The following is a 26,434-nucleotide window of genomic DNA, read 5'->3' on the forward strand; positions in this document are numbered from 1 at the left end:
TCAGTGCGTGCCGGCGGAAGCGGCATCGGGCACCATGCGGTCGCGGGCGAAGCGATCGGGTGCGAACGGAGCTATCAGCTCCGGGGTCTGTCCCGTCGCGATCAGTTCGGCGGTCAGCTGACCGAAGACCGGTGAGCCCTTGAAGCCCCAGGTACCCATGCCGGCCATCAGGTAGAAGTTCGGGATCTCCGAGGCACCGAGCAGCGGACTCGAATCTGGTGACATGTCGCACAGGCCTGTCCACTGGCGCATCAGCCGCGCCTTCGCCATGAACGGCAGGATCTGGATCGCGCGCTTCGAGGTCTCCGCGACGAAGTCGAAGGTCGAGCGCGTCGAGTAGGTCGGGTACGGGAGGATCTCCGCGCCGACGAGCAACTCACCGCGTGCGGTCTGGGAGATGTAGATGTACAGATCCATCGACGACACGAGCCCGTCGAGCTCGTGGCGATACGGCTCGGTCACGAACGCCTGGAGCGGGTGGGTGCTGATCGGAAGCTGCAGGCCGGCCATCCCCGCCACGATGCTCGAATAGCCGGCGACCGCGCTCACGACGCACCCCGCCGAGACCGGTCCCGACTCGGTCACCACACCCGTGCACCGCCCGTCCGTCACGGTGACGCCGGTCACCGCCACCCCTTCGTGGATGTGGACGCCGAGCCTGCTCGCGGCCGTCGCGTACGCCCAGACCACCGAATCGTGCCGGGCGAACGATCCCGGCGCGTGGTAGGAAGCCCCCACCACCGGGAGCTCTCCGCCGGCGGTCAGATCGACGAGTGGACACAGCCGCTCGATCTCGCCCGTCGACAGGATCTTCGTGTCGACCCCGTACGCCTGGTTCAGCAGGGCCTTGTCCCGCTCGACCTCGAGGGCGTCGTCCGAGTGACACAGGTCGAGCTCGCCCTGGGTGGAGAACTGGACGTTGAAGTCCAGCTCCTGGGACAGGGTCCGCCAGATCTGCAGGCTCCGACGGTAGAGCGGCACCGTTTCGGGCGTGTTGTAGTTCGCTCGAACGACCTGGGTGTTGCGACCCGAGCCGCCCGAGCCGATGTAGGCCCGCTCGAACACTCCGATCCGACGGATCCCGTGTCGCTGAGCGAGGTTGTAGGCAAGGGCGAGCCCGTTCACCCCGCCCCCGACGATCACGACGTCGTAGTGCGGCGCCACCTCGTCCGAACGCAGGAACGTCCGCGACCGCAGCAGCCCGCTCACGACGTCTCCACAGGAGTGGTCCAGCTGCGGGCCTCGGCCTCCGACACCCCGAGCGATGCCCCCCGATCGAGGATCCGCTCGCGCAGGTAGGCACGCCACATCGAGGCGACGAGCAGGTGCGCTCCGTCGAGGTCGACGACGACCTTGACGGGCAGATGCGCGACATCGCCTTGCACGAAGCCACGTTCGGGCAGAGGCAACGCGGACAGCCGCTCGAAGAGCGCCGGCGTTCCCGTCCCCGTGAGGGTCCACATCGCCCAGCCGTCCGTCGCGTCGAGCACGAGCGCGTCCGGGTCGGAGTCGTCGATCCCGCGACGGGCCTGCGCTGCGACCTCCCCGGAAGCATCCGGCGAGGTCAGCAGAAGCGACTCGTCGGGCGCCACACGGAACGCGGCCGCCCCCGGGATCTCGAGTGCGTCGAGGGCGGCCGGTGTCGCGTGCACCGCCACGACGCCGACCTCGGTCGGGACCAGGTCAGGCATGCAGCCGCGCTCCCTCCGGATCGTAGAACGGGGTCGGCACGACCCGGGCGGTGATGCTCCCCCCCGTCCGGAGCGTCTCCGGGAACGCGCCGTCCACCGCCCGGATCCACCCGAGTCCGATCTGCCGGTCGAGGACGATCGAACGAGCGCACGAGGTGATCCGGCCGACGACGCGATCGCCCACGTACAACGGGGCGCCTCGCTGAGGCGTTCCTTCGAACGCGAGGCCGACGAGCCGTCGGTCGGGCTCGAAGGCCTCCATACGCTCGAGCGCCTGCCGTCCGAGGAACGCCGGCTTGTCGAGCGCGACCGCGAAATCGAGACCGAGCTTCCCGGGATGATCGTCGGGCAGGGTGTCCTGTCCGAGGAAGATGTGTCCCTTCTCCAGACGCAGCACGTCGAGCGCGTCGAGCCCGTGCGGGAGCAGGTCCATCCCCGCCCCCGCTTCGACGAGCGCGGTCCACAACCGCTCCCCCCGCGAACGGGCGTGATGCAGCTCGAACCCGAGCTCACCGACGAACCCGGTGCGGATCGCCCGTACGGGAACGCCGGCCACCGTCATGTCGGCGTGCGACATGTGCGGCACCGCCTCACGATCGAACGGATCGTCGGTCAGTTGATCGAGCAGGCCGCGGGTCAAGGGGCCCGCGACGAGGATCGCGCCGAGCATCGAGGTCTGGTTCACGACGTGCGCCCGCAGATCGAGCCGGTCGGCCCAGTTGCGGAGCCATGCCTCCATCCGGTCGGCACCACCCGAGGTGGTCGTCACGAAGAACCGTCCGCCATCGAGTCTGGACAGCACGCCGTCATCCATCACGTACCCGGCCTCGTCGAGGGCGAGCAGGTACCGCGAACGACCCTCGCGGAGGGTATCGACGCGGCACGGGAACACACGGTCGACCAGCGCCTGAGCATCCGGCCCGGCGATCAGGAACTTTCCCAGTGTTCCGACGTCCATCACGCTGACGCGCTCCCGAACGGCGAGGATCTCCTCACGCGCGTCGCCGTAGGTCGTCGGACGCTTCCAGCTCCCCGACCACCCGACCCGTGCGCCCATCCGCAGATGCACCTCGTGCAGAGCGGTGCGCCTCTCGATCACCTCGTTGACGCCCGCGGCGAGTTGCTCGAGCTTGATCGGCCGCGCCGGCGGGCGCGCCGTCGTCCGGCGCCCCGCGTGCTCGAGGTCACCTCCGGAGCGCTCCCGTGCGAAGCAGGCGAGATGTCGTCCGCACATGGCTCCCTGGCACGGCCCCATCGTCGCGGTCGTGTAGCGCTTGAGGATCTCGGCGTTGGTCCACCCCTCCCGCCAAGCCGCCTCGAGATCCTGAACGCCGACGTCCTCACACAGGCAGACCGTCCCGTCGGATCCGAGCGGCGGACAGGCAGCATCACGCCCGGCAACGGCTCCGCCCCTGCCGGCAACGACACCGCTCTCGATCGCCTCGTCGAGCGTGCAGCCGGGCCACACCACGTCGCCGGCCCCGACGACGGGAAGGCCGTCGGCCATCCGCAACAGATCGTCGCGCGGCGCGTGCCCGATCGAGACCACGATCGCGTCACACGCAACGACCCGCGCGCCGGTCGCGGTCGCGACGATCGCTCCGGACACGCTCTTGCGTCCGCGCGCCGACTCCAGGTGGGCGCCGCGGAGCACCGGCACCGAACGGTCCGTGATCTCGTCTGCGACCTCGTCCGGAGCCAAGACCGCGGCGATCTCGACGCCTGCGCCGCGGAGCACATCGAGATGCGCGAGGGCCTCGTGCGTGCCGGCGACGAGCACCGCCCGTGCCCCCGGCCGCACCCTGTGCGCCCCGGCCATCCGTGCCGCGCCGCGCCCGAGCCAGACCCCGGGAACGTCGTTGCCCGCGAACACGCCGTGGATCTCGACCGCGCCGGTCGCGATGACGATCCGCCCGGGGTCGGTGTGTACCGTCTCGTGTTCGCCCACGAGCGGAACCAACGGGCCCTCGAACAGCCCGACGGCCGTGTGCCGCTCCAGCAGGGTGATGCGCTCTTCCGCCTCGACCTCGGCGCGGAGGGCACGGACCCGGTCGGCAACCGCGCCGGGAGCCAAACGCTCCCCGGGGCGGCCCTCGTCCGCGAGGATCACGCGCTCGCCGGACGCTGCCGCGGACAGCGCCGCCGCCAACCCCGCCGGCCCCGCGCCGATCACCACGACGTCCGTGCGTACGTGGCGCACGTCGGAGACGATCGGGTTCGCTCCCACGGGGAGTCGCCCGACACCCGTCGCGCGACGGATCACTTTCTCCGCGAGCTCCCACGCGAACCGCGGACGGATGAAGGTCTTGTAGTAGAAGCCGACCGGCATCAGGGCGTGCAGGTGATCGGTGACGTGCAGCGCGTCACGTTCCGCGGACGGCCAACCGGTCTCCCGCCGGACCCGCTGACCTTCGGCAGCGGCAGTGCAGCACGAGCGCTGCCCCGGCTCCCCGTCGATGTTGACGAGGCAGTTCGGGCAATCCCCCGTCATGCAGTAGAGCCCCCGGCGACGGTGATACTTCAACGACCGATTGAACGTCCGGACCCCGGCGCGGAACACCGCCGACGCGACCGTGTCGCCGTCCTCGATCGGGATCGAGCGTCCCTCGAAGTCGAGTTCAGCCACCGGGTGCACCGGAGGCAGAGGGATCGGCCGTCTCGTCGTCGATGCGGTTCGTCACCGTGTCGCGGGTCAACGTCAACCACCGGCGGCACCCCGCGGCGTGGAACCACCGCTCGCGCTGGGGTCCGTCCGCGTTCTCCCGGAGATAGACGCGGCGGAAGTCCTCGTCGAGGCTGTCCGCGTCGATGGCACGCAGCTCGCCACCGTAGGAGTACTCCGTGTACGGCCGCGATCCGCAGTTCGGGCACGGGATCCGCATGCTCATCGTCGCAACACCCCCGGAAGGCGCCGGACACCCCCGGCTCCGACGAGTGAGGGTACCCGCCGCGGCCGAGCCCAGGAACCGCGGAACGTGACCGGCGGTACGTCGCAACGACCCCTCCGACGTGACCGACGACGGAGCGCCGATGCCCTACGCTGCCGGTCATGAGCGACGGCGCGCTGCCGCCCGAGGACCGCAAGACCAAGGAGAACCTCCCCGCCCTGACGGGCCTGCTGGGCCGGCTCCGCCGCCGGCGTCGGCGGCCATCCATGACCCCTCATCCCGGCTCGACCGACGGCGAGCAGGTCATGACCGGCAAGAGCGGCGCCCTCCGCGCGGCGATCTTCGGGATCAACGACGGTCTCGTGTCGAACGTTTCGCTGATCATGGGCGTCGCGGGGGCGGCTCAGAGCAACGACGTGATCCTGCTGTCGGGGATCGCCGGTTTGCTCGCCGGCGCGTTCTCGATGGGCGCCGGTGAGTACATCTCTATGAAGGTCCAGCGGGAGGTCTTCGAGCGGCTGATCCATCTCGAGGCGCATGAGATCGCCTCGATGCCGGAAGAGGAGACGATCGAGCTCGCCCATCTCTACGAACGCAAGGGGGTCCCTGCCGCCCTGGCGATGGAGCTCTCTCATACGCTGATGGCCGATCCGAAGGTCGCACTCGAGACGCACACGCGAGAGGAGCTGGGTCTCGATCCGGAGGCGGGTCTCGGGTCGCCCTGGGGCGCGGCGGTCTCTTCGTTCCTCACCTTCTCGTTCGGGGCCATCGTCCCGCTCGTGCCTTTCCTCTTCACCTCCGGCACTGCGGCCGTCGTCCTGGCCGGGGTGCTGTCGGCGATCATGCTCACGGCCGTGGGTGCGGCGATGTCGCTCGTGACGGGACGCAACCCCGTCGTCTCGGCACTGCGGCAGCTCGGCGTCGGCGTCCTCGCCGCCGGGATCACCTACGGGGTCGGCGTGTTCCTCGGCGTCACGGTGACCGGCTGAGGCCCGGCGGGCCGGGTCACGCCTCGTCCATCTCGAGCTCGAGCTCGAGGAGTTCCTCGAGGGCATCGCGCAGCTGTTCGTACCTGCGGGGTCCGAGCTGGCGGCGGACCCATCCTTCGACCGCGGCATTGGCGCGCCGAGCCTCCGCGGCGCATCTGCGGCCCCGAGCGGTGAGGCGGACGACCTTCGCGCGGCCGTCCTGCTCGTCGGGTACGCGACGGACGTAGCCACGCGATTCGAGGTCGTCGACGAGTTGCATCATGCCCTGCTTCGTGATCCGCGCCCGGCGCGCCAGCTCGGTCAGTCGCGTGCCGGAACGCCGATCGATGTGGAGGAACAGAGCGGCATGACTCGCACGGACATCCGGGTACCCGCGTTCGGTCAGCCACACGACCGACTCGGACGCGAGCGCACGATGCCCTTCGAGCAGCAACCGGCTGAGCTCGACGTCCGCCACACGCTCATCCTCCCGGCCGGATCGGGGCGGGTCAACATCCGAGACGCGCACGTCCGGCCTCTGGTGGCCGAGGCCCGACGGCGCGCAGCACAGAGCTAACCGGGGGCGGGTTCGGGCTCGACGGGTTCGGCCTCGGCCGGGACGACGTGCCCGTCAGCGAACACCACCCCGTCCTCGCACTCGGCCTCGACGAGCCCGCCGCGGAACTGCTGCTGGTAGAGGCGTGCGTAGATGCCGCCCCGCCCGAGCAACTCGTCGTGGGTCCCGCGTTCGACGATGCGACCTCGATCGACGACGAAGATCACGTCGGCCGACAGGATCGTGGAGAGCCGGTGCGCGATCGCGATCGTCGTCCGGCCGTGCATCAGCGGACGGAGAGCTTCCTGCACCAGGCGCTCGGAGGTCGTGTCCAGGCTCGACGTCGCCTCGTCGAGGATCAGGATCCGCGGGTCCTTGAGGAGGACCCGGGCGATCGCGAGACGTTGCTTCTCCCCCCCGGAGAGCTTGTACCCCCGCTCACCGACCACGGTGTCGTACCCCTCGGGAAGTTCGACGATCCGATCGTGGATGAACGCGGCCTTCGCGGCAGCAACGAGATCGTCATCGCTCGCATCCGGACGCCCGTAGAGGAGGTTGCGCCGGATCGTCGTGTGGAACAGGTAGGTCTCCTGGGTCACGACCCCGATCGCGTCGCCGAGCGAGCGGAGCGCCAGCGAGCGGACGTCGTGGTCGTCGATCCGCACCGATCCCCGACCCACGTCGTACAGGCGCGGGACGAGATAGGTGATCGTCGTCTTGCCGGCGCCGCTCGGCCCGACGAGCGCGGCCAGCTGCCCGGGTTCGATCTGCAGGTCGACGTCCTCGAGGGTCCACACCGGCCGTCCCTCCCCGGTGTCCGCGTCCGTCGCGTCGCCCGGAGAGGAAGACCCGTCCGGATCCTTCGGCTGCTCATACCGGAACCACACGTGGTCCAAGGCCACCCGACCCCGGACCTCGGAGGGAGCGAGGATGCGCGCGTCCGGGGGGTCGGTGATCTCGTGCTCGAGGTCGAGGTACTCGAAGATCCGGTCGAACAGTGCGAGCGAGGACTGCACCTCGGTGCTCACCTGCAGCATCTGCCCGATCGGGAAGAACAGCCGCGCCTGCAGCGTGGTGAACGCCACGATGACACCCACCGTTATGCCACCGGGCGTGCCGTCGTTCACCCACCCCGCGACCAGGTAGACGAGGGCAGGGGTGATCGAGAAGAACGTTCCGACGACCGCGAAGAACGACCGGCCGATCATCGTCTGGCGGATCTGCAGCCGGGTGAGGCGTTCGTTCTCGCCCTGGAACCGGTCGATCTCGTGCCGTTGGCGACCGAACGCCTTCGATAGCAGGATCCCCGATACCGACAGCGTCTCCTCGGTCACCGCGGTGAGATCCGCGAGGGTCTTCTGCGTGTTCACCGCGACCTCCCGTCGTGCCCTGCCCACCTTGTAGGTGAGCCACAAGAAGAACGGGAGCATGAACAGGGACAGCACGGTGAGCTGCCACGAGAGGACGAACATCGCGATCAACGTGCTGATGATGACGACGGTGTTCGACAGGATGCTCGAGGCGGTGTCGGTGACGACCGTCTGGACGCCGCCCACGTCGTTCGCCAGCCGTGACTGGATCTCGCCGGTGCGCGTCGTGGTGAAGAAGCGAAGCGGCATGAACTGCAGGTGCGAGTAGAGCGCGTTCCGCAGGTCCTGCATCACCTGCAGGCCGACGAGATTCGCCAGGTAGGTCTGGCCGATCCCGACGATGCCAGAGACGATCGGGATCGCGATCATCATCCCGACATAGACGTACAGCAGCGGCAGGTTCGGACACGACTCACCCGAGCAGTTGCCCACCGGATTGCCGAAGAGCGCCGTGTCGAAGATCCGCGCGATCAGGAGCGGGTTGATGACGCCCAGGACCGCGGTGACCAAGATCGTCGCCGAGACGAGCGCGACCTTGCGCCGGTACGGGCGGAAGGTCGCGACGACGCGCCCGACCGTTCCCTTGGGGATCGGACGGCTCGGTTCGTCGGAGGGCTGGCTCGACCACATCCGGTGGCCACGAGGAGGCATGCGTCCAGGATACGGCCGCGCGCCGTCACGCAGATCCGTGCGGCCGCCGCGAGTCTCGCCGCGGGGCTGCCGTCGACGCCGCGAGCTCCCGAGCCCGGGTGAACACGGCGTCGATCATCGGTTCGGTGAGGCGGCCGGTGAACGTGTTCTGCTGGCTCGGATGGAAACATCCGACCAGCGTGACGCCGCCGACGACGGCCTCCACGCCGTGCCCGAACCGAGGCTTCGGGCGGCTCGTCGCGCCGCGAGCGGCGAGCGCACGCAAGGCGCCGTCCCACGCGAAGGTTCCCAACGCGACCGCGACGCGAACGTCCTCCAGAGCATCGAGCTCGCGGCCGAGGAACGGAAGGCATCGATCACGCTCGGCGGGCGTGGGCTTGTTCGCCGGAGGGGCGCAGCGCACGACCGCCGCGATGTAGGCGTCCGTGAGCCGCAGGCCATCCCCTCGAGCCGTGGAGCCGGCCTGGTTCGCGAACCCGGTCCGGTGCAGCGATGCGAACAGGAAGTCACCCGAACGGTCTCCCGTGAAGATCCTGCCCGTCCGATTCCCTCCGTGCGCGGCCGGGGCGAGCCCGAGGATCACCACGCGCGCCGCCGGATCGCCGAACCCCGGCACGGGACTGCCCCAGTACGTCTCCTCGGCGAACCGCGCCACCCGATCTCGGGCCACCTGCTCGCGCCACCTCACCAGGCGAGGACACGCTCGGCACGCGACGACGTCGCGTTCGATCCGTTCCAGCGCAGCGCCACTCATCTCAGAGCGCGTCCTCGCAGGGCGCGGAGCTCCGCGGGTCGATCGGCCGTCCCCATGCACGGGATGCTACGGGCGCTTGCCACGAGGCGCCCCGCCCGGTAGGGATGTAGGGGCTCCAGCCCGCCCGGGGTGGGGCCGACAACTCCCACATGACCCGCCGCCCCCGACGCCTCGCTGCACGGCTGCCGCTCGTGATCGCCCTGGTCGCGACCGGGGTCGTCGGCGGCATCGCGGCCGCTCCCCCGAGCGTGGCACTGCCCGGAACCGTGGTCGAGCCGGTCGCGGTCGCATCCGAGCGGCTGCTGGCCGGCCGACCCGGCGAGGGCCTGCGGCTGCGCGGGAACCGGATCCTCGCCCGGCGGGATACCTCCAGCGCCCCGACCGTGGTCTGCGCCCCGATCTGGTTCACGGCGGTCGGCGTGACCTGGGACCAGCAGGCCGGAACCCCCTTGGAGCTCGAGATCGCCACCGGCGCCCGTCGCGGGGACTTCGGCGCGTCCCGAACCCTGGACGCCGAGAGCGGCGCCGATCCCGCCACCGAGGAGTACGTCCGGGGCGACGCCGCCAGCTCGCTGCTGTGGACCGGCGGATCGCGGTGCGTCCGCGTCACGATGCGGCTTCCCGAAGGCACGTCGATCTCGGCCCTCGAGCTGCAGTTCATCAACTCCTCGGGTTCGGCGGCCGGACCCGGTACGGCACCGCCGTACGTCGATCCCAGCGTGATTCCGATCGCGGACCCCGGCGCGTTCGCTCCCGCGGCCGCCTCGGCACTCGCGGCGCAGCCGAAGCTGATCAGTCGCCAACAGTGGGGAGCGCGCCCGAGCCTGATGAACTGCACACCCGACGTCGCGGACGAGGTGCGCGCGGGGTTCGTTCATCACACGGCGGGCACGAACCGCTACACCCGCAAACAGGCCGACGACATCGTGCGATCGATCTACGCGTACCACACGCGCGGACGCGGGTGGTGCGACATCGCCTACAACTTCCTGATCGATCGGTTCGGACGCGCGTACGAGGGTCGCTCGGGAGGGATCACCGAGCCGGTGGTCGGGGCGGCCCAGCAAGGCTTCAATACCCGTGCCTTCTCGGTCTCGCTGATGGGAACGTTCACGCGGAAGCGGCCGTCGTCATCCATGATGCGCTCACTGCGCAAGCTCCTTGCCTGGCGGCTCGACGTCGCGCATCTGAATCCGCGCGGGCGCGGAGTGCTGACGTCGGCGGGTGGCGACAACACCCGCTATGACGCGGGCGACCATGTCAGCGTCCCCGTGATCACCGCTCACCGGACCACCGGCTACACGGACTGCCCAGGCCGGAAGGTCGTGAGGCGGCTGAAGGACGTTCGGCGAACCGTCTCCCGGATGGGCCTGCCGAAGATCTACAAACCACGCGTCGAGCCGTCGGTCGTGAAGGCGGGCTCCCCTCCCCTCCGGATCCGGGCCGTCGGGTCTCGTTCGCTGGAGTGGAGCGTCTCGGTCCACGAGGCCGGAGGGGCCCAGCTGTTCGCCTTCCCACCGCGAACCGGTTCCGAGCTCGATCTCGTGTGGGAGGGATCGGACGCGACACCCTACCCACGGTCTTCCGGGACCTACGAGCTGGTGGTACGCGGCGAGAACGCGGACGGCGAGATCGCCCGTGCGGCGACGCTCCCCTTCAAGATCAAGCCCAGCGCGCTCTGAGCGCGTCCCGTCTATCCCCTCGCGGCGATCGCCGACGACGCGATCACGTCGAGGGCCTCATCCAGTTGCTCGTCGGTGATCACGAGCGGGACGAGGTGACGGAGCACGTTGTGGTAGATGCCGCACGAGACCGTGACCACGCCCCGACGCCGGGTCTCCGACATCAGCGCAGACAGGTAGTCACCGTTCGGCTCCTTGCTGCCCCGATCCGAGACGAACTCCACACCGACCATCGCCCCGACACCGCGGATCTCTCCGACCTCGGGCACCTCATGCGCGAGCTCCTCCCAGCGGGCGTGGATCGCCTTCCCCACGACGTCCGCGCGTTCGAGTAGCCCCTCGGCGTCGATCACATCAAGCACGGCGTTGGCCGCCGCGCATGCCACGGGATTGCCGACGTAGGTTCCCCCGATCGCCGACGGGCCGGGAGCGTCCATGATCTCGTCACGACCGACGACGGCCGACAGCGGGTACCCGTCTGCGAGAGCCTTCGCCAAGAGGACGAGATCGGGCTCGAACCCCCAGTGCTCCGAGGCGAGGAACGTCCCGGTGCGTCCGGTTCCGGACTGGATCTCGTCCGCGATCGTGAGGATCCCCCGTTCGCGGCACAGGGCCTGCAGACCGGGGAGGAAGTCGTCCGTCGGCACGACGAACCCGCCCTCACCCTGGATCGGCTCGACGATGACGGCCGCGACGCTGGCGGGGTCGACGACCGTGGTGAACGCTCGCTCGATCGCCTCGAGCGCGTCGCGCCCGGCCAACTCCGGGTCCCGGGACCGGTACGGATAGGGGAAGGGCAGCCGGTACACCTCGGGGGCGAACGGACCGAACCCCGCCTTGTAGGGGTGGTGACGGCTCGTGAGCGTCATCGTCATGAGGGTCCGGCCGTGGAACCCTCCCTCGAAGCACAGGATCGCCGGCCTGCCGGTCGCGGCGCGCGCGAACTTCACGGCGTTCTCGACCGCCTCCGCACCGGAGTTGAACAGCGCGACCTTGCGCTGCCCGCCCGCGGCCGCACCGACGCGCGCGGCAAGCTTCTCGGACAACTCGATGAAGGCCTCGTACGGGATCACGGAAAAGTCGGTGTGCGAGAAGCGGCGTGCCTGCGCCGTGACGGCCTCGATGACCGTCGGATGCGAGTAGCCCACGAGGTGGCACCCAAGGCCGGCGGAGAAGTCGTAGAAGGTGTTCCCGTCGACGTCGGTGACGGTCGCCCCGGCGCCCCGGTCGATGATCGTCTCGACGTGCAGATCGAGCGGTTCGCACACCACCCGCTGCTTGCGGGCGATCAGTTCCGCCGACCGTGGGCCCGGGAACCCAGTGACGAGATCGATGCTGGCCAACGGTCCTCCTTCGATCCGGTCCGGCGGCGGACCGTGCCCGCGGCCGGGTGCTTGCCGGCCGACAGGCTACACGCACATCGCGCGGCACCGGGCCGCGCAGAGCGGTCGCAGCGGAACGGGACGCCGGACGGGGCGAGGACAGGAACGAACGAGGGGGCGGCTCTCGCCGCCCCCTCGTCGTCGATCTGTGCTGCGGTGAACCTGATCAGGGAGTGCCCGACCCCACGCGCAGCTGGACCGAATACGCCGTGTAGGCGGCGTTGTGGCCGTTCCACAACACGTACGGCGAGCCCTCGTGGAAGATGGCCGAGCCGTAGTTGTTGATGTACGTGCCCTTGTTGTTCGTCACCGGCGCGACGATCGACGCGGCCGAGAAGTTGGCCCCGTTGTCGGAAGACTCACGCCACACGAGCGTCTCCCTCGTCGATCCGAGGCTCAACGCCGCGTTGTTGCAGATGTTCCCCTGCACCGTGTTGCACTCGGACAGGGACACGCCGACCATGTTGCCGGCGTCGAGAGCGACGACCGCACCCTCGCCACCGTCATCCAGCGTGTCCGGAACGGCCGGGTCCGGGTCGGGGAACGTCGTGATCGTGCGTTCGGCGAGCCAGGCATCCGTCCCCGTGTTGTAGATCCGCAGGAACGCTCCCGCCGCCGTCGTCCACGTCACCGCCAGCCGGGTGTCCCGGCCTGCGGCCTGGACGTACCCGTTGTTCGCGTTGCCGCCGGTGGCCTCGAGCTGCGTCGCAGCGCCGAAGCTGGCACCTGCGTCGTCCGAAACCGCCGCCAGCACCTCGCCGGCGTTGCTGTTGGTCCAGCTGACAACGACGTCCTCACCGGCGGCCGCCACCGCTGGCAGCCCCGAAAAGCCGCCGACGTAGCCCGTGGCGGTGTCCGTCGCCGTTGTCGTCCCGATCACGGTCGGACCCGTCCAGAGCCCGCCCGAGTTGGTGCTGCGCCACAACCAGATCTTTCCGTTCGCGGTGTTGGTCGTCACCAGGTAGAAGTTCGTCCCGGAGGCGCCCATGTACAGGTAGTCACCGCGGCTCTGCTTCGTCTGGCCCGGCAGCTTGACCGCCGCCTGCCAATCCGCCTTCACCCCGTTGTTCGTGTTGCGCCGGACGAAGATGTTCCTCGGCTTCGAGGGGTCGAAGGTCGCCGTATTGCCTTGGTAGTACTTCTGCTGGTCCATGTACGCGGCGACGACCACGTTGCCCTCGGCCTGGAGCGTGAGACGGTCGCCGTGCTTGCCCTTCGGGTTCAGGCGGAACGGCTTGGACCAGGTGCCGCCGTCGTTCGTGCTGCGGACGTAGTAGGTGCCCATGTACGGACCGTTGGTGTCGTGAGCGAACACGCCGTTGATCGTGTCGGTCACGTACCCGGTGCTGAGCAGACCGTTGCTCGTCCCGTGTTGGTCGAGGACCGGGTCGCCGTTGTCCCACGTGAAGTTCGGACCGACCCGGCCGGTCGCCGCGCCCGGAGCGTTGCCCCACGTGATCGCCGCGAGCGCAGAGCTCGCGAGCAGTGCCGTGAGCGCAAGCGCCGCCGCTGTTACCCAGCGGAAACGGTGTCGCATACCACCCTCCTTCCCCCAAGCGGCTGGGACCTCCGAGGCTCGAGCCCCGGAACGACCACGACCGCTTCCATGGGAGGACGTTGAGGTCGGGGGGATCCCGACTCGTGCGTGCCGAGTGAAGAACGGATGCGACCGCAGGTCATTGTCCGAGGCGGCCGTTGCTCGCAAGGGAGATAGTACGTTTTGGCTAGTTGTTTCCTCCCCCATTCCGACTAGGTATACGTAGCCCTGCGACCCCTGGGGGACCCGCTCATCGCCGCAGGTCGGAGAAGCGCTCGGCGGCATCCTCGAAGACCTCCAGAGGCGCGATCAGTGCGTCGATCGTTCCGATGATCGCCTCGAAACCGGCGATCGTGGGTGCCTGGAGCCGCAGACGCTCGGCGATCTCCGAGGCCTCGTCGATGCCTCGCCCGCAGGCGACCCACGCGTCCTCCAGCTCCTGAACCTCCCGACGCCGCCAGTCGGGCATGCGGTCACGCGCGATCTGGAGGCCCGACTCGAATCCCGCGAGAACCTCCCCCAGCGGACGCCCGTCGAAGCGCGTCGTCGGCGCCGCCTGCGTCAGGATGCCGATCGCCCGTTCGACATCGCCGAGGACGCCCCGGAACCCCTCGTGCGCTCGAGCGAGCTCCGGGGAAAGCCGCTTGCGTCGGAACGGGTTCACGCTCGCTCCGCACGATCGAGCGCACGCACGATCGCCGCCGGGTCGTTCGTCGCGATCGCATCCACGCCGAGCGAGACGACATCGGACACGGACCCGGGATCGTCGACGACCCAGACGCCGACCCCGATACCGTCCCGATGGGCCCGCGCGCACAGACCGGGCCCGGCCTCGATGGCGGCGGCCGTCGAGGGAAGCACGAACGTGTGCCCGTGATCGATCGCGAGCGCGAGCGCATCGTCGAGCGGGAACGAGCCGACGACGAGCAACCCGGTGGCGATCTCGGGCATCGCCCGCCTCGCGTGACCGATCGACGCCGGGTTGAACGATGAGACGAGGACCGGACCGGCGAACCCCGACGCCAGCTCGCCGAGCGTGGCGTCCACCGAGGGCTCCCCGTCCGGGATGTAATCCGGATCGCCGGGGAGGTTCTTGATCTCGATATCGGCCCCGGCTCGCCCGTCGAGCAGATCGAGTGCTTCCCGCAGGGTCGGGACCTCGGCGGCGTCTTGCGGACTCCCGGCTCGCAGACGCTTGAGCTCGGCGAGGTCCATGTTCCGAACGAGCCCGTGGCCGTCGGTGGTCCGTGCCACCGACGCGTCGTGCAGCACGACCGGCACCCCGTCCCGCGTCAGGCGGACGTCGAACTCGACGATCTCGGCCCCCGCCCCGATCGCTGCCTCGAAGGCAGGGAGCGTGTTCTCCGGATGCGTGGATGAGGCGCCGCGGTGGGCCACGACGAGTGGGCGGGAACCGGATCGCACGAAGTTGAATCCCGATTCAGTCTTGCGCATCGACCTTTTCCCAGGTTATAGTCCCCGCCAACCTGAGCTCCGCTGATGGGCGCAGCCCTGACCTGAATAGACATTCAAGACACCGGTCATCGAGGAACCCGACGGAGGTCACGGGAAGGATGGAGTGGCTCGAGCAGGCGCTATGCATCGACGAGGATCCCGAGCTGTTCTTTCCCGTCGGCACGACGGGCCCGGCGATCGGCCAGATCGCCGACGCCAAGCAGGTGTGCTTCCGGTGCCCGGTGCGAGCGACCTGCCTCGACTGGGCCCTCGACACCGCTCAGGACGCCGGCGTGTGGGGCGGCCTCGATGAGGAGGAGCGCCGAACGATCCGCCGGGCGCGCCGGCGCGAGGCGCGGCGGCTCGCCGAACTCGCAGCGACGGGCTGAGCGACCGGGCCCACGCACCCCGGGTACCGCTCGACGGCGCGCGGTCACGCTTGGCTCGAGGGGCAGAGGTCCTCGATCACGCACTCGCCGCACCGGGGCTTGCGCGCGACACACGTCGTGCGTCCGTGATCGATCAGCTTGTAGGTGAACGTGAACCACTGTTCCTTCGGGAGCAGGCGCATCAGGTCCTGTTCGATCTTCACGGGGTCCTTGTGCTCGGTGAACCCCAAACGTTGTGACAGACGCCGTACGTGAGTGTCGACGGCGATCCCCTCGACCTTCCCGTAGCTGTTGCCGAGGACGATGTTCGCCGTCTTCCGTGCCACACCGGGGAGGGTGAGCAGCTCCTCCATCGTGTCGGGGACACGCCCGCCGTACTCCTCGACGATGCGTCGCGAAGCGCCACGGATCGACCTCGTCTTCTGGTTGAAGAATCCCGTGGGCTTGATGTCCGCGGCGAGTTCGCTCTCGGGGACCCTCAGGTAGTCCTCCGCGCTGCGGTACTTCACGAACAGGGTCTCGGTGACCGCATTCACGCGCTCGTCGGTGCACTGCGCGGACAGGATCGTCGCCACGAGCATCTCCAGCGGGTTCGACGCGCGCAGCGCGACCGTCGCCTCCGGGTATTCCTCCGTCAGCCGTTCGATGATCACCGGTACGCGGTGCTCCACCGGGCTGTGCCGATCGAGTCGAGCGGATCCTTTCCCGGGCACAGCGCTCCTCTCATGCTCCGGCGCGCGGTTCCGGCTGCCGAGTTCGCGCGCGCGGAGGAAGCCTACCCGTCGTGCGGTCCGGTCCGGCGCCCGCGGTCGACCGACGTTCTACCCCGACGCTGGGATCAGCGCGAGCCGGAGGCGCCGGCCGGCTGCGAACGACCGCCATCGCGCCTGTTCGAACACGTGCACTCCCCCGCGACCCTGCACCGTCCAGGTCTCCCCGTCTCCGACGATCGCGGTCTCCTCGTCGATCGCGACGAGGCGCTCCCCCAGAGCGATCGTCCCGGTGATCGCGGCCGTCATCCCCGGCACGTACCCGTCGAGGGCATCCCAGTGGGGGCCGATCACGGCAGCGTCCGCGAACCCCAGCCCCGGCCGCCACAGCTCCGGGCCCAGGCCCGAGACGGCCGTGTCGGGAGCGCGCTCGGGCAGGGCTGCGGCGCCGGCGCTGCATCCCGCGATCGCGGTTCCGCTCGTGAACCGTTCGAGCAGCGCCGCCCACCACGCGGTGTCCCGGAGGGTGGACGCCAGGTAGGCGGGGTTTCCTCCCGAGAGGAAGACGAGCGAAGCGCGATCGAGCGCCGATACGAGCTCCGAGCGGTCCGCGTCCTCCCGCGTGCGCAGCGGAACCACCTCGGCCGGTACACCGAGCGAGGAGTAGTGCTCCACACCGCGGTCGCCCCAGCTTCCGAAGACGGCGTCCCCCTCGGGCGCACTCGCCGTCGGCACGATGAGCACGCGGTCGCCGCCGGTCGCCGCGTCCAGGAGCGTTCGATCGACCGGCTCGGTCCACGGGAGGAACTCGCCCGAGCCGAGGAGGGCGACCGGTCCGGGGCTCACGCCGTCCCGCCGAGCGAGGCGGGTCGCAGCTCGGCATCGAGGCGGGATCCGAGCTCGGCCGCGACCTCCAACAGGCGGTCGAGATGCTCCGCTTCGGTGCGGAAGTTGACGATGCAGGCGCGGAGCCAGAAGCGATCGCCCAGAACGGCGTTCGAGCAGTACGCACGTCCGTCACGCTGCAGGTCGGACATGATCCGTTCGTTGAGCTCACTCAGGTAGGCATCACGGACGCCGGTGTCCGCCGGTCCGCGCGTCAGATCCGGCGGGACGTACCGGAAGCAACAGATCGACAACGAGACGGGCGTGGCGAGCTCGAACATGTCGCTCGCCTCGACGAGGGCACCCAGGTAGCGCGCGAGCTCGGCGTCGTGGGAGATCCGGCGGGCATAGGCGTCTCGTCCGTGCGCGAGCAACGACACCCAGACCTTCAGCGCCCAGAAGCCGCGGCTGAACTGGGGCCCCATCCGTGCGAAGTCGATCCCCGCGCCGGTGCGTTCCTTGTCCTGTCGCACATACGACGCGTCGACCGCGAACGACGCCCCGAGCAACCCCTCGTCACGCAGCAGCACGCAGCCGCCCGAGTGGGGCGTGTACAGCCACTTGTGCGGATCGAACGCGATCGAGTCCGCGCGTTCGATGCCGGCGAACACCGGGCGCAGGTCGTCGGCGAGGACTGCGGGTCCTCCGTACGCCGCGTCCACGTGGAACCACAGATCCTCGGCGGCGCACAGGTCCGCGAGCTCGTCGAGCGGATCCACCGCGCCGGTGGCGACGGTGCCCGCCGAACCCACGATCGCGATCGGGCGCACGCCGTCGTTCCGGTCGGTGGCGATCGCCGAGCTGAGCGCGTCCGTATCGACCCGGTACCGGTCATCGACCGGGATCGAGCGCATCGCGTCCCACCCGAGCCCGAGCATGTCCGATGCCCGCTGGCTGACGACGTGGGTCTCGCTCGACAGGTACATCGCCAGGGGTGGCCGGCCGGGCCCGCCCACCCCCTCGCGGCGCACGTCCCAGCCCGCCTTGGCATCGCGCGCCGCCTTCAGCGCCACGAAGTTCGCCATCGCCCCGCCCGACACGAGCAGTCCCCCGGCCCCCTCCGGAAGCCCGAACACCCCGGTGAGCCAGTGGATCAGCTGCCGCTCGATCTCGGTCGCGGACGGGGAGAGCAGCCAGCCTCCGACGTTCATATTCACGCCCGCGGCGAGCAGGTCCGCCACCGCGCCGGGCACGGTCCCCGCCCCCGTCACGTACGCCATGAACCCGGGATGGCCCGCGTACACCGACCATTCGAGCACCGCCGCCCGCAGGAAGGCGAGCAGCTCCTCGTCGGGCATCGGGTCGTCGGGAACCTCCATCGCCATCGCCGCCCGGACCTCGTCCGCGGTGTGGCCCCGCGAGATCGGCAGGGACGGCAACCGTTCGAGGTACTCGCGCCAGATGCCGACCGCCTGATCCGCGAACGCCTCGGCCCGTTCGGCATCCCAGTCCAGGTCCGCAACCCGCCCCGGCGGCGTCGGTGAGGCGGCCGGGCTCACACCGGATCCTTACGAGCGGCGAGGCGGAAGTATTCGCCGTCTTGCGAGTCGAAGAGGACCCGCCGGCCGAGCATCGCGGTCATCGGCTCGACCTGACTGACGTGCTGCTCGACGGCGCGCACCTTGCGCTCGAGCGCGTCAGGAGACAGCCGAAGCTCGATCTCGAGGTCGGAGGCGGGCGTCACGGGCGGCGTTCCCGGTTCCATGAAGATCCTGTCGACGGCGGAGGATGCGTCCTCGGTCGGGAGGGTTCCATCGTGCATGTCGAGCCACCGATGGTCGGTTACCCCCAGGATCTCGAGGCAGCGGAGCAACTCGCCCTCGCGGATCCGTCCCATGCGGTCGGAAGGCCAGCGCTCTTCGTCGAAGGACCCTTCCTCACCTCGTGTCGCGGTCACGCAGACGACGCGTTCACCCGCGTCCACGGCCGAGGCCATGAGGCCGGCGGACAGATACGTCTCGTCGTCGGGATGTGCCCACACTCCCAGGTTCCGTTCCGTACTCCCCGGTCATCTGCCCGCCCCCTCGTGCGATCGGTCTCGGGCCGTTCGAGCCCGTGGCATCGGGGATGCTAGTGCGTCCGAGCCGTGGGGAGCCGCGAGGTCAGGCGCCGCCGGGTTCGGTGAACCGCTTGCCGCGGAACGTGGGGTAGGAGGCTTCGGTGTGGTGCCAGCACCGATCGGTCGCGTTGTACTGCGAGAGGCGGGTCGTGCAGGAGGATTCGGCGCAGACGCGCCCGTCGACGCCCTTCGGCTTGGACGGCGGTGGCAGCTTCTGGGGGCGGGTTCCCTTCACGGGCGGTCCTCCTCGCCCGTGATTCGCCGCGCGACAACCTCCGGTTCGGGGAGGCGACGCCAGGGTACATGCGCGTCAGTCGGCGGAGGGATCGGGGTGGAGGATCGTGTCGATCCGAGCCCGGAGCGACGCAGGGACCTGCGAGGGACCGGCGCACTTGCCGGCGATCAGCACCTTCAGCCGGCGCTGGAAATCGGCTCGACCCGAACACGGGGGGCAGTCCTCGAGATGGACCTCGAGCTGGACGATGCTGTCCGACGCGAGCTCCCCGTCGAGGTAGGCCTCGATCTCCCGCAGTGCCTGTTCGCAATCAGTCATCGACGATCCCGCGCTCCTTGGCTGTCTCCCACAACGCCTTCTCCAAGGCCTTTCTTCCCCGATGCAGGCGCGACATCACCGTGCCGATCGGGATCCCGAGCATCTCCGCGGCCTCCTTGTAGGAGAAGCCCTCCACGTCGACCAGGAGCACCGCGAGGCGGAACCCCTCCGGCAGCGCCTCGAGGGCGGCCTGCACGTCCTCGTCGGGCATGGCCTCGAGCACCTCGGCCTCGGCCGACGCCTCCGTGGACCGTGCAGCGAGGCGGTCGTAGAGGTACCAGTCCTCGACGTCCTCGTCGCTCTGCACCGTCTGCGGCTCGCGCTGCTTCTTCCGGTAGGTGTTGATGAACGTGTTCGTGAGGATCCGGTAGAGCCAGGCCTTGAGGTTCGTTCCCTCGGTGAATCCGGAGAAGCCCCGGTATGCGCGGAGCATCGTCTCCTGTACGAGGTCCTCGGCATCGGCCGGGTTCCGGGTCATCCGCAAGGCCGAGGAGTACAGGTTCGGCAGCAACGGCGTGACGTCGCGCTCGAAACGCGCGGTCAGCGCCGCCTCGTCGATCGCGTCGGTCTTGGTCGTTTCGCCCACCGGCCCAGTATCGCCGATGCCCCGCGCATGTCACCCGGGCGCCTGCGACCCATCGTCGGATCCGTGCTGGGGGCGGGTCCCGGCCACCGTCAGGTCGAACCGGCCGCGGAACCGTTCGAGGAACCGATAGAAGTTGCGCTTCGAGAGCTGGTCCCGACGCTCGGGCGGCGTCGCAGCCCACATCCGGTGCTCGTGCCGGCGCACCGGCACGGGAACGACGACGGCACGCCGGCCCGTGTCCTTCACCCGGAACGAGTAGTCGATGTCACAGCTGCGATAGAAGCGGAACCGCTCGTCGAGCGGACCGGCCTCCGCCAGCATCGAGCGATGCACGGCGAACAGGTAGCCCTCGATCGCGTCGACATCGGGACCGGTCTGCGGATCCGAGACCTCGTGGAACTCGTGCAGATCCTCCGTCACGATCCCGAACGGTCCACAGATCCCTATGCCCGGATCGGCGAGAGCGTCGATCAAGGGACCCAGCACGTCTCCCGTCGCCTCCACCGATCCGTCGAGCACGAGCACGACCTCACCGCGTGAGGTGCGCAACCCCGCGTTGCGAGCGGTCGCCCACCCGGTTCCTTCCACGAGCCGGATCGTCTCCACGTCGGCGGGCCACACCGACGGGTCGGTTCCGGCGACGTCAACGACGACCTGCTGAACACGCCGTGCCGGCTCGAACCGCCGCACGCTCTCGATCCCGCGCAGGACGTCCTCCGGCCAACCCTCCACGAGCCAGTGCACCGAGGCGTCGACGGTCGTGGGCTCGGACAACACCGATGCGATGTCCTCGGGGCGTCGCGGGGGGTCGGGCGTCGGAGCGACTCCGGCGGCTGATTCCAGTCGGGTGCCCTCCGGGGTGTCGACGACCCGCCAGCCGAGCGCCCCGAGCTCGTCCCGCAACCGATCGGCCTCCGCGAACTCCTTCGCCGCGCGATGTTCATCCCTGCGTCGCGCGAGCTCGAGGGCCGCCGCCGGAGGGGACGCGCCGGCGTCCTCAGGCATCGTCGTGGCTCCGGAGGAACGCGAGAACGAGCGCGTCCGATCGATCGGCCTGTTCCGAGTGGTACACGTGCCCCGCCCCTTCGAGGGTTTCGAGCCGCGCACCGGGGATCCGCTCGGCGAGCAGCCGCGCGTTCCTGGGATCGATCATGCGATCCTGCGCGCCGTGCAGCACGAGCGTCGGAGCGTGGATCGATCCGAGCCGGTCGAAGCTGTCGAAGGTCTGGATCGCCTCCCACTGTCGGCGACGGGCGACCGGCTCCTGCCCGGTCCCCGAGGCAAGGTCGCCGGCAACATGCTCGGGGTGCGCCTCCGGGAAGCCCGGCGCGTACAGCGTGATCCAGGGCCGGTCATTCGGTGCCGTCCGTCGGTTGGCGGGCACCGGGACGAGGTGCGCACGCCCCCCATGGGTCGCCGCGAGCACGAGCGCGCGAACACGGCCGGGATGGTTCAGAGCGAACTCCTGCGCGATCATGCCGCCGAACGACTGCCCGTACAGGTGCGCGCGCTCGATCCCGAGCTCGTCGAGGAGCGCGAGGGTGTCGTCGACGAAGGTCTCGATGCCCATCGGGACGTCCTCCGGAACGGTGCCGAGCAACGAGCGTCCGTTCCCGCGGAGGTCCCACGCGACGACGCGATGATCGACGGCCAGGTGGGGAACGTTGCGCCGCCAGCCCGCGATGTCGCCGCCCATACCCTCGAGCAACACCAGCGCGGAACGATCCGTCGGACCGTGCAGCTCGTGGTACAGGCGGGCGCCGTCGGGACGATCGAGGAACGGCACCCGGTCAGGCGATCGTGTCGTTCGTCGCGGAACGGACGCGTTCCGCAAGCACTTCGAGCGTCCTGATGGCCATCGTCGGATGCTGCCGCAGCAACCCGCGGAAGACCCACTCAGAGATCGCCGCCGTCCGCCCGTCCGAGGTCGCGATGACGCTCGCCGAACGAGGCCCGCGATCGAGCAGCGCGATCTCTCCGAAGAAATCTCCCGGGCCGAGCCTCGCGCGTGACAGACCGCCGATCGTCACGTCGGCCGTTCCCTCGAGGAGGACGAACAGCCCGACACCGGCGTCGCCTTCGCGTGCGAGGACCTTCCCATCGCGGTGGGACGAAACGTTCGCCGCGTTCGCGATGACGCCGATCTCGCGCTTGCTGAGGGCGCCGAACAGGGGGACGTTACCGAGCTTTTTCGCGAGGTCGCGATCGGCCATCTCGACTCCCCTCCTGGACGGGTTGTGCGTGCGAGCGCCGAGCGAATCCTACCCCGGGGGCTGCACGAGGGGTCGTCGACGCGCCACCAACGCGAACGGGCGACCCGTGAGGGGTCGCCCGTCGATCTCGTCGCGGGGACAGGATTTGAACCTGTGACCTCTGGGTTATGAGCCCAGCGAGCTACCAGACTGCTCCACCCCGCAGACCGAGGATAGCAAAGGCTCCTCCGCCGGCCGACGGTTAGGAGAAAGGGCACGGTGAAACCTCCCCCAGATCCCGCTCCCGGGGTCCGGAGCTCCGATCCAGGCCGCATCAAGTGTGGGATAGGGTGTCGCACGACAGAAGGCACCGACTGCGCTGCAGGGGTCGTCACGACGTGGGGATGGAGGATCTCGGGTGAGCGAGGGAACAGCTGGCGCCGCCGAAAAGGCCGTGTTCGACCAGCGGCTCGCGATGCTGCTCGCGATGGCGATGTTCGTGCTCGTCGTCGATACCTCGTTGATGAACGTGTCGATCGCGGCCGTGGTTCGCGACCTGGGCACGACCGTCAGCGGCGTCCAGTCGGCGATCGCGCTCGAGGCACTCGTCTCGGCGGCGTTCATCCTGATCGGCAGCAAGGTCGGCGACCTCATCGGCCGTAAGAGGGCGTACGTTCTCGGTCTGATCGCGTACGCCATCGGTGGGCTGGCGATGACGCTCGCTCAGGACGTGACCGCGATCATCGTCTTCTGGGCCGTGATCGGTGGGCTCGGTGCCTCGTTGCTGCTGCCCGCGATGCAATCCCTCATCCACGGGAACTTCGAAGGGCCGGCCCAGAAGCGGGTCTATGCCATGGTCGGTGCCTCGGCAGCGATCGCAGCGGCGGTCGGCCCCCTGCTCGGTGGCTTCATCACCACGTTCCTCTCGTGGCGCGTCGGGTTCCTGCTCGAAGTCGTGATCATCGCGGTCGTGCTCTCCGGGATCGGTCGCGTGCACGACGTTCCGTTCACAGGACTTCGGCGCATCGACGGGATCGGCGCAGTCCTCTCCGTGCTCGGCATGGGCGGCCTCGTTCTGGGCATCCTCGTGTGGCAGGAAGGCGGGGAGTCGGTCGCAGCACTCGTGGTGACCGGCGCGGTGGCATTGGGATCGTTCGGCTACTGGCTCGTCCGTCGCAAGCGTGTCGGTGAGCCGGCGTTGATCGACCCGGATCTGTTCAGATCGAAGATGTTCCGGTTGGGGGTCACCGGGCAGATGCTCCAGCAGATCGCGCTTGGCGGCGCGATGATCGCGATACCGATCTTCCTGCAGATGGTGCTCGAGTACAACGCGATGCAGACAGGTCTATCGATGGCTCCGCTCTCGCTCACGATGTTCGGGGTGGCACTGCTCGCCGGCAAGAGGTCTGGAGCACGGCGTCCGAGCAGCATCATCCGATCGGGCTTCGCGCTCCTTTCGATCGGCATCGTGTTGCTGATCGCGATCGTGCCTCGAGGCGTGTCAGGCTGGTCCCTTCTGGTCCCGTTGGTGATCGCCGGTGCCGGACTGGGCCTGCTGGTCTCCCAGCTCAACAACTACTCCTTGTCCCCGATCGATGAGGAGCGGGTGAGCGAGGCCGCAGGCGTGAACTCGGCGGGCGGCTCGTTCGGGCTCTCGTTTGGCCTGGCGTTCGCAGGAGCCATCATGCTGGGGACCCTCGCATTCACCTTCACGAACATGGCGGAGTCGAGCGACGTGTTCTCTCCCGCCGATCAGCAGCGCGTCGCGGACGGTCTCGAGGAGGACGCACAGATCTTAAGCAACACACAACTCGAGGAACTCCTCGTCGGTCAGCCCCAGGACGTCCAGACCGAGATCGTCCGGATCAACACGGACGCACGCCCGATCGCACTCCAGGTGGCGCTCCTCGTTCCGCTCCTGGCCGCGCTCCTCGGGTTGGCCAACGGGTTCCGGATGATGCGACTGCCCGATCCTTCGTCGTCGAACTCCGGCGAAGGCATGGCCTTGGGCTGACGCACGCTTTGACCGCGACTTCACACCGGCCCGGCGTCACCTGCAGGCGAACGACCCACGGTCGCGGAACACCCGATCGGTCGGTAGCCCGACCCACTCGTAGTCGTAGCCGCTCTCGTGCAGGGTCATCTGCAGCACCCCGAACGCCTTGTTCTGGACCGCCAGCAGGTTGGCCGGCCGCGGCTTCTTGCCCAGGGGATAGAGCGAGCGACCGCCGGTGCCGATCGTGAACTGACGGATGCCGTCCACATCGCGTGTACCGCTTGCCGACTGTGGCGCCCAGCGGTGATAGATGTGGTTGTGACCCGCGAGCATCACGTCCACGCCGGCTCCGTCCATCAGCCTCCACATGTCGAAGTACATCTCGTTCTCCGAACCACCGTTCGGTCGCGGGTCGTTCGGGTCGACGAACTTTTGCCACTGTCGCCAGTCGAACGTCGGATGATGCTGGAACGCCAAGGTGCATGCCGCATCGTCATTGGCGGCGAGGTCGTCCGCGAGCCACTCGTATTGAGGTGTGCCCGGACCGCAGCCCGGGTCGTCGCGGCAGATGTCGGAGTTCAGCGACACGATGTGCCAGGCGCCAACGTCGAGCGAGTAGTAGCCCTCGGGCCCATGTGCGCTGTCGCCGAAATAGTCGAAGTACCCTTGCGCACCCTCGGTGCCGTATTCGTGGTTCCCGGGCGTCGGCAGCGTGATGGAGTTCAGATGTCCGAACTGGAGGTCGTAGACCCGCTCGAACTCCGCCAGCTTGCCGTTGTTGTACTGGAGATCCCCCAGGGCGAGAAATGCGTCGGGCGCGAGGCCGGTGATCAGCCTCGCCACCTCGTCCGATCGGCAGGCTCCCTCGCCATCGCTCTGGCTGAACGACTGGCACGCGATGTCACCGACCGCTGTGATCACCGGATCGGCCTGGGGAGGCGCTGCGGCGCCCGATGTGGCGGGCCCGGCCAACGTTCCCCCGCCGATCAGCAGGATGGCCAGGGCGAGCATCACGCGACGGCCGGAACGCAGGGCCATACCGGACTCCTTGGGGGCGATGGTGTCGCGGAGTCAAGCACTGTCACGGGGACGATGGCAATAGGCCTGACGGCTGGCCAAGGTCACGGACCACGTCCGGGGCGGAGTTCGTTCTGCCCGAACTCCTATCCCCTCTCGCCCGTCAGGGACGGTCCCAGTCGAGCATCACGGTCTGAGGATCGTCGCGATCCACCTTCACGGGTAGGGTCGAACCGACGACCATCCGGGCGACGTGCGGCTCGGGGATCAACGCCATGTGCGTGACGACATACGGATCGCGTCCGGGGAGGTCAACCGTCATCGTGACCTGGAAGACCTTGTTGTCGGCCACTTCGAGCGCGGTGAGCTGACACCCGCTCAACACGGCGGTCCCGTCGATCCCGGTCGCGCGGAACCGGGTTCGTGCCCGCTCGATCTCGGCGGCGTCGGGGATCCCTCCGACCCCGGCCCCTCCCCCGAGCGTGAGCATCGGGCCCGGCTCGGCCGCGTCGGCGCCGGCCGCGGACGGCGATCCGGCGGTCGCTGACGTGGCGGCTGCGCGGGTGAGCTCCCATTCGATCGCCACCAGGGTCGGGTCGGTCGGGTCGACCTTGATCGGGAGCGGGGTCCCGCTCGTCAGGGTTCCGAGCAGCATCAGGGGGACGTACTCCTTGCGCGTCGTCGTGTGCGTTCCCTTTCCGGGGACGTCGTAGCGAAGCTCCAGCTCGATCTGCGGCTGGTCGTTCATCGACATCCCGGTCTGACGCATCGAGACGATCGCCGCACGGCTCGCGATGCCGGTCGTCCGGATCTGCTGCGCGCGCTCGTAGGTCAGGGACGCGGAGCGACCCCACGCGAACAAGCCGATGCCCGTGAGCACCAGGATCCCGGCGGTGATCAGCATCGAGGTCCGCGCCTCGGGGATCGAGAGTCCGATCGCGGCCACGAAGGCGGCGATCGCGAACTCGAACAGCGCCGTGTAACGGAGCCACTTCGCCGGACGCTTGCTCCAGGTCATCCCCGCCGACATCGCCGTCCCTCCCGTTCGACGACCAAGGCTACCCCGAGGCCGCGCTCCGCTCACGTTCCTTCGGGGGACGGTCCGGATCCGTG

General features: G+C 69.2%; 27 protein-coding genes and 1 tRNA gene. 4 read left to right on the plus strand and 24 right to left on the minus strand.

What is annotated here, in order from left to right; translation table 11 throughout:
- Genes WEF05_08205 through WEF05_08220 form a run of 4 tightly spaced genes read right to left on the minus strand, consistent with a single transcriptional unit; the run spans position 1 to position 4,579 of the window.
- On the minus strand, positions 1 to 1,209 hold the full coding sequence (locus WEF05_08205) for an FAD-binding oxidoreductase (protein ID MEX1101863.1): 1,209 nt from the start codon (positions 1,207 to 1,209) through the stop codon (positions 1 to 3).
- Positions 1,206 to 1,691, minus strand: a complete 486-nt coding sequence (locus WEF05_08210; protein ID MEX1101864.1) for a hypothetical protein — start codon at positions 1,689 to 1,691, stop codon at positions 1,206 to 1,208. Before WEF05_08210 ends, WEF05_08205 begins: the two co-directional genes overlap by 4 nt.
- Positions 1,684 to 4,317, minus strand: coding sequence for a 2Fe-2S iron-sulfur cluster-binding protein (locus WEF05_08215; protein ID MEX1101865.1), 2,634 nt, complete (start codon positions 4,315 to 4,317; stop codon positions 1,684 to 1,686). The genes WEF05_08210 and WEF05_08215 overlap by 8 nt, the downstream gene beginning before the upstream one ends.
- Positions 4,310 to 4,579, minus strand: coding sequence for a sarcosine oxidase subunit delta (locus WEF05_08220; protein ID MEX1101866.1), 270 nt, complete (start codon positions 4,577 to 4,579; stop codon positions 4,310 to 4,312). The genes WEF05_08215 and WEF05_08220 overlap by 8 nt, the downstream gene beginning before the upstream one ends.
- Positions 4,580 to 4,740: 161 nt before the next feature.
- On the opposite strand from WEF05_08220, the gene WEF05_08225 reads away from it, so the two are divergent.
- Positions 4,741 to 5,568, plus strand: coding sequence for a VIT1/CCC1 transporter family protein (locus WEF05_08225; protein ID MEX1101867.1), 828 nt, complete (start codon positions 4,741 to 4,743; stop codon positions 5,566 to 5,568).
- Positions 5,569 to 5,584: 16 nt separating this feature from the next.
- Here the strand turns inward: WEF05_08225 and WEF05_08230 are convergent, their stop codons facing one another.
- From WEF05_08230 to WEF05_08240, 3 genes are all read right to left on the minus strand, one after another.
- On the minus strand, positions 5,585 to 6,025 hold the full coding sequence (locus WEF05_08230; GenBank protein MEX1101868.1) for a helix-turn-helix domain-containing protein: 441 nt from the start codon (positions 6,023 to 6,025) through the stop codon (positions 5,585 to 5,587).
- Between the two features lie 95 nt (positions 6,026 to 6,120).
- On the minus strand, positions 6,121 to 8,124 hold the full coding sequence (locus tag WEF05_08235) for an ABC transporter ATP-binding protein (GenBank protein MEX1101869.1): 2,004 nt from the start codon (positions 8,122 to 8,124) through the stop codon (positions 6,121 to 6,123).
- A gap of 25 nt (positions 8,125 to 8,149) precedes the next feature.
- Positions 8,150 to 8,878: a uracil-DNA glycosylase gene (locus WEF05_08240; GenBank protein MEX1101870.1), complete on the minus strand. Its 729-nt coding sequence runs from the start codon at positions 8,876 to 8,878 to the stop codon at positions 8,150 to 8,152.
- A gap of 149 nt (positions 8,879 to 9,027) precedes the next feature.
- On the opposite strand from WEF05_08240, the gene WEF05_08245 reads away from it, so the two are divergent.
- The gene (locus WEF05_08245) at positions 9,028 to 10,560 is read left to right on the plus strand and encodes a peptidoglycan recognition protein (GenBank protein ID MEX1101871.1); all 1,533 of its coding nucleotides are present in this window, start codon (positions 9,028 to 9,030) and stop codon (positions 10,558 to 10,560) included.
- 11 nt (positions 10,561 to 10,571) lie between these two features.
- Here the strand turns inward: WEF05_08245 and WEF05_08250 are convergent, their stop codons facing one another.
- The 4 genes from WEF05_08250 to WEF05_08265 form a co-directional block, all read right to left on the minus strand.
- Positions 10,572 to 11,903 carry an aspartate aminotransferase family protein gene (locus WEF05_08250; GenBank protein MEX1101872.1) on the minus strand — a complete coding sequence of 444 codons (1,332 nt, stop codon included), beginning with the start codon at positions 11,901 to 11,903 and terminating at the stop codon, positions 10,572 to 10,574.
- A 205-nt stretch (positions 11,904 to 12,108) separates the two neighbouring features.
- Positions 12,109 to 13,479, minus strand: a complete 1,371-nt coding sequence (locus WEF05_08255; protein ID MEX1101873.1) for a hypothetical protein — start codon at positions 13,477 to 13,479, stop codon at positions 12,109 to 12,111.
- A gap of 250 nt (positions 13,480 to 13,729) precedes the next feature.
- Positions 13,730 to 14,143 (minus strand): hypothetical protein, encoded by a 414-nt coding sequence (locus WEF05_08260; protein ID MEX1101874.1) that lies wholly within the window; start codon positions 14,141 to 14,143, stop codon positions 13,730 to 13,732.
- The gene (locus WEF05_08265; protein MEX1101875.1) at positions 14,140 to 14,934 is read right to left on the minus strand and encodes a glycerophosphodiester phosphodiesterase; all 795 of its coding nucleotides are present in this window, start codon (positions 14,932 to 14,934) and stop codon (positions 14,140 to 14,142) included. Before WEF05_08265 ends, WEF05_08260 begins: the two co-directional genes overlap by 4 nt.
- A gap of 119 nt (positions 14,935 to 15,053) precedes the next feature.
- On the opposite strand from WEF05_08265, the gene WEF05_08270 reads away from it, so the two are divergent.
- Positions 15,054 to 15,323: a WhiB family transcriptional regulator gene (locus WEF05_08270; GenBank protein MEX1101876.1), complete on the plus strand. Its 270-nt coding sequence runs from the start codon at positions 15,054 to 15,056 to the stop codon at positions 15,321 to 15,323.
- Between the two features lie 44 nt (positions 15,324 to 15,367).
- Here WEF05_08270 and nth read toward each other — a convergent pair whose 3' ends face one another.
- From nth to WEF05_08325, 11 genes are all read right to left on the minus strand, one after another.
- On the minus strand, positions 15,368 to 15,994 hold the full coding sequence (nth, locus tag WEF05_08275) for an endonuclease III (protein MEX1101877.1): 627 nt from the start codon (positions 15,992 to 15,994) through the stop codon (positions 15,368 to 15,370).
- A gap of 150 nt (positions 15,995 to 16,144) precedes the next feature.
- Positions 16,145 to 16,879, minus strand: coding sequence for a Type 1 glutamine amidotransferase-like domain-containing protein (locus WEF05_08280; protein MEX1101878.1), 735 nt, complete (start codon positions 16,877 to 16,879; stop codon positions 16,145 to 16,147).
- Complete coding sequence (locus tag WEF05_08285; GenBank protein MEX1101879.1) at positions 16,876 to 18,417, minus strand: pyridoxal-dependent decarboxylase; 1,542 nt, start codon at positions 18,415 to 18,417, stop codon at positions 16,876 to 16,878. Before WEF05_08285 ends, WEF05_08280 begins: the two co-directional genes overlap by 4 nt.
- Positions 18,414 to 18,899 carry a PIG-L family deacetylase gene (locus WEF05_08290; GenBank protein MEX1101880.1) on the minus strand — a complete coding sequence of 162 codons (486 nt, stop codon included), beginning with the start codon at positions 18,897 to 18,899 and terminating at the stop codon, positions 18,414 to 18,416. The genes WEF05_08285 and WEF05_08290 overlap by 4 nt, the downstream gene beginning before the upstream one ends.
- Positions 18,900 to 19,020: 121 nt before the next feature.
- Positions 19,021 to 19,212: a hypothetical protein gene (locus WEF05_08295; GenBank protein MEX1101881.1), complete on the minus strand. Its 192-nt coding sequence runs from the start codon at positions 19,210 to 19,212 to the stop codon at positions 19,021 to 19,023.
- A gap of 75 nt (positions 19,213 to 19,287) precedes the next feature.
- A complete protein-coding gene (gene rsrA, locus WEF05_08300) occupies positions 19,288 to 19,530 on the minus strand; it encodes a mycothiol system anti-sigma-R factor (GenBank protein MEX1101882.1) in 243 nt (80 codons plus the stop codon).
- Positions 19,523 to 20,116 carry a sigma-70 family RNA polymerase sigma factor gene (locus tag WEF05_08305; GenBank protein MEX1101883.1) on the minus strand — a complete coding sequence of 198 codons (594 nt, stop codon included), beginning with the start codon at positions 20,114 to 20,116 and terminating at the stop codon, positions 19,523 to 19,525. The genes rsrA and WEF05_08305 overlap by 8 nt, the downstream gene beginning before the upstream one ends.
- Positions 20,117 to 20,146: 30 nt before the next feature.
- Entirely contained in the window at positions 20,147 to 21,121 is a 975-nt protein-coding gene (locus WEF05_08310) for a glycosyltransferase (GenBank protein ID MEX1101884.1), read from the minus strand.
- On the minus strand, positions 21,114 to 21,902 hold the full coding sequence (locus WEF05_08315) for an alpha/beta fold hydrolase (GenBank protein ID MEX1101885.1): 789 nt from the start codon (positions 21,900 to 21,902) through the stop codon (positions 21,114 to 21,116). Before WEF05_08315 ends, WEF05_08310 begins: the two co-directional genes overlap by 8 nt.
- A gap of 4 nt (positions 21,903 to 21,906) precedes the next feature.
- On the minus strand, positions 21,907 to 22,329 hold the full coding sequence (locus WEF05_08320) for a cyclic nucleotide-binding domain-containing protein (GenBank protein ID MEX1101886.1): 423 nt from the start codon (positions 22,327 to 22,329) through the stop codon (positions 21,907 to 21,909).
- A 130-nt stretch (positions 22,330 to 22,459) separates the two neighbouring features.
- Positions 22,460 to 22,533: transfer RNA gene (locus WEF05_08325), tRNA-Met, on the minus strand.
- Between the two features lie 250 nt (positions 22,534 to 22,783).
- Here WEF05_08325 and WEF05_08330 point away from each other — a divergent pair.
- Positions 22,784 to 24,322: an MFS transporter gene (locus WEF05_08330; protein MEX1101887.1), complete on the plus strand. Its 1,539-nt coding sequence runs from the start codon at positions 22,784 to 22,786 to the stop codon at positions 24,320 to 24,322.
- A 36-nt stretch (positions 24,323 to 24,358) separates the two neighbouring features.
- Here WEF05_08330 and WEF05_08335 read toward each other — a convergent pair whose 3' ends face one another.
- Both WEF05_08335 and WEF05_08340 read right to left on the minus strand, forming a co-directional pair.
- Entirely contained in the window at positions 24,359 to 25,342 is a 984-nt protein-coding gene (locus tag WEF05_08335) for a metallophosphoesterase (protein MEX1101888.1), read from the minus strand.
- A 142-nt stretch (positions 25,343 to 25,484) separates the two neighbouring features.
- On the minus strand, positions 25,485 to 26,351 hold the full coding sequence (locus WEF05_08340; GenBank protein MEX1101889.1) for a hypothetical protein: 867 nt from the start codon (positions 26,349 to 26,351) through the stop codon (positions 25,485 to 25,487).
- Positions 26,352 to 26,434 lie beyond the last annotated feature (83 nt).

Source organism: Actinomycetota bacterium, from assembly GCA_040881665.1.
In the GTDB taxonomy this organism is placed as follows: Bacteria; Actinomycetota; UBA4738; order UBA4738; family HRBIN12; genus JBBDWR01.

What these genes read in the sequence shown, in the direction of transcription:
- WEF05_08265 (MEX1101875.1), bottom strand. Translation starts at nt 14,934, where the DNA reads ATGCGCAAGACTGAATCGGGATTCAACTTCGTGCGATCCGGTTCCCGC.
- WEF05_08270 (MEX1101876.1), top strand. Translation starts at nt 15,054, where the DNA reads ATGGAGTGGCTCGAGCAGGCGCTATGCATCGACGAGGATCCCGAGCTG.
- WEF05_08310 (MEX1101884.1), bottom strand. Translation starts at nt 21,121, where the DNA reads ATGCCTGAGGACGCCGGCGCGTCCCCTCCGGCGGCGGCCCTCGAGCTC.
- WEF05_08340 (MEX1101889.1), bottom strand. Translation starts at nt 26,351, where the DNA reads ATGTCGGCGGGGATGACCTGGAGCAAGCGTCCGGCGAAGTGGCTCCGT.
- WEF05_08235 (MEX1101869.1), bottom strand. Translation starts at nt 8,124, where the DNA reads ATGCCTCCTCGTGGCCACCGGATGTGGTCGAGCCAGCCCTCCGACGAA.
- WEF05_08220 (MEX1101866.1), bottom strand. Translation starts at nt 4,579, where the DNA reads ATGAGCATGCGGATCCCGTGCCCGAACTGCGGATCGCGGCCGTACACG.
- WEF05_08330 (MEX1101887.1), top strand. Translation starts at nt 22,784, where the DNA reads ATGCTGCTCGCGATGGCGATGTTCGTGCTCGTCGTCGATACCTCGTTG.
- WEF05_08225 (MEX1101867.1), top strand. Translation starts at nt 4,741, where the DNA reads ATGAGCGACGGCGCGCTGCCGCCCGAGGACCGCAAGACCAAGGAGAAC.
- WEF05_08240 (MEX1101870.1), bottom strand. Translation starts at nt 8,878, where the DNA reads ATGAGTGGCGCTGCGCTGGAACGGATCGAACGCGACGTCGTCGCGTGC.
- WEF05_08210 (MEX1101864.1), bottom strand. Translation starts at nt 1,691, where the DNA reads ATGCCTGACCTGGTCCCGACCGAGGTCGGCGTCGTGGCGGTGCACGCG.
- WEF05_08255 (MEX1101873.1), bottom strand. Translation starts at nt 13,479, where the DNA reads ATGCGACACCGTTTCCGCTGGGTAACAGCGGCGGCGCTTGCGCTCACG.
- WEF05_08320 (MEX1101886.1), bottom strand. Translation starts at nt 22,329, where the DNA reads ATGGCCGATCGCGACCTCGCGAAAAAGCTCGGTAACGTCCCCCTGTTC.
- rsrA (MEX1101882.1), bottom strand. Translation starts at nt 19,530, where the DNA reads ATGACTGATTGCGAACAGGCACTGCGGGAGATCGAGGCCTACCTCGAC.
- WEF05_08245 (MEX1101871.1), top strand. Translation starts at nt 9,028, where the DNA reads ATGACCCGCCGCCCCCGACGCCTCGCTGCACGGCTGCCGCTCGTGATC.
- WEF05_08335 (MEX1101888.1), bottom strand. Translation starts at nt 25,342, where the DNA reads ATGGCCCTGCGTTCCGGCCGTCGCGTGATGCTCGCCCTGGCCATCCTG.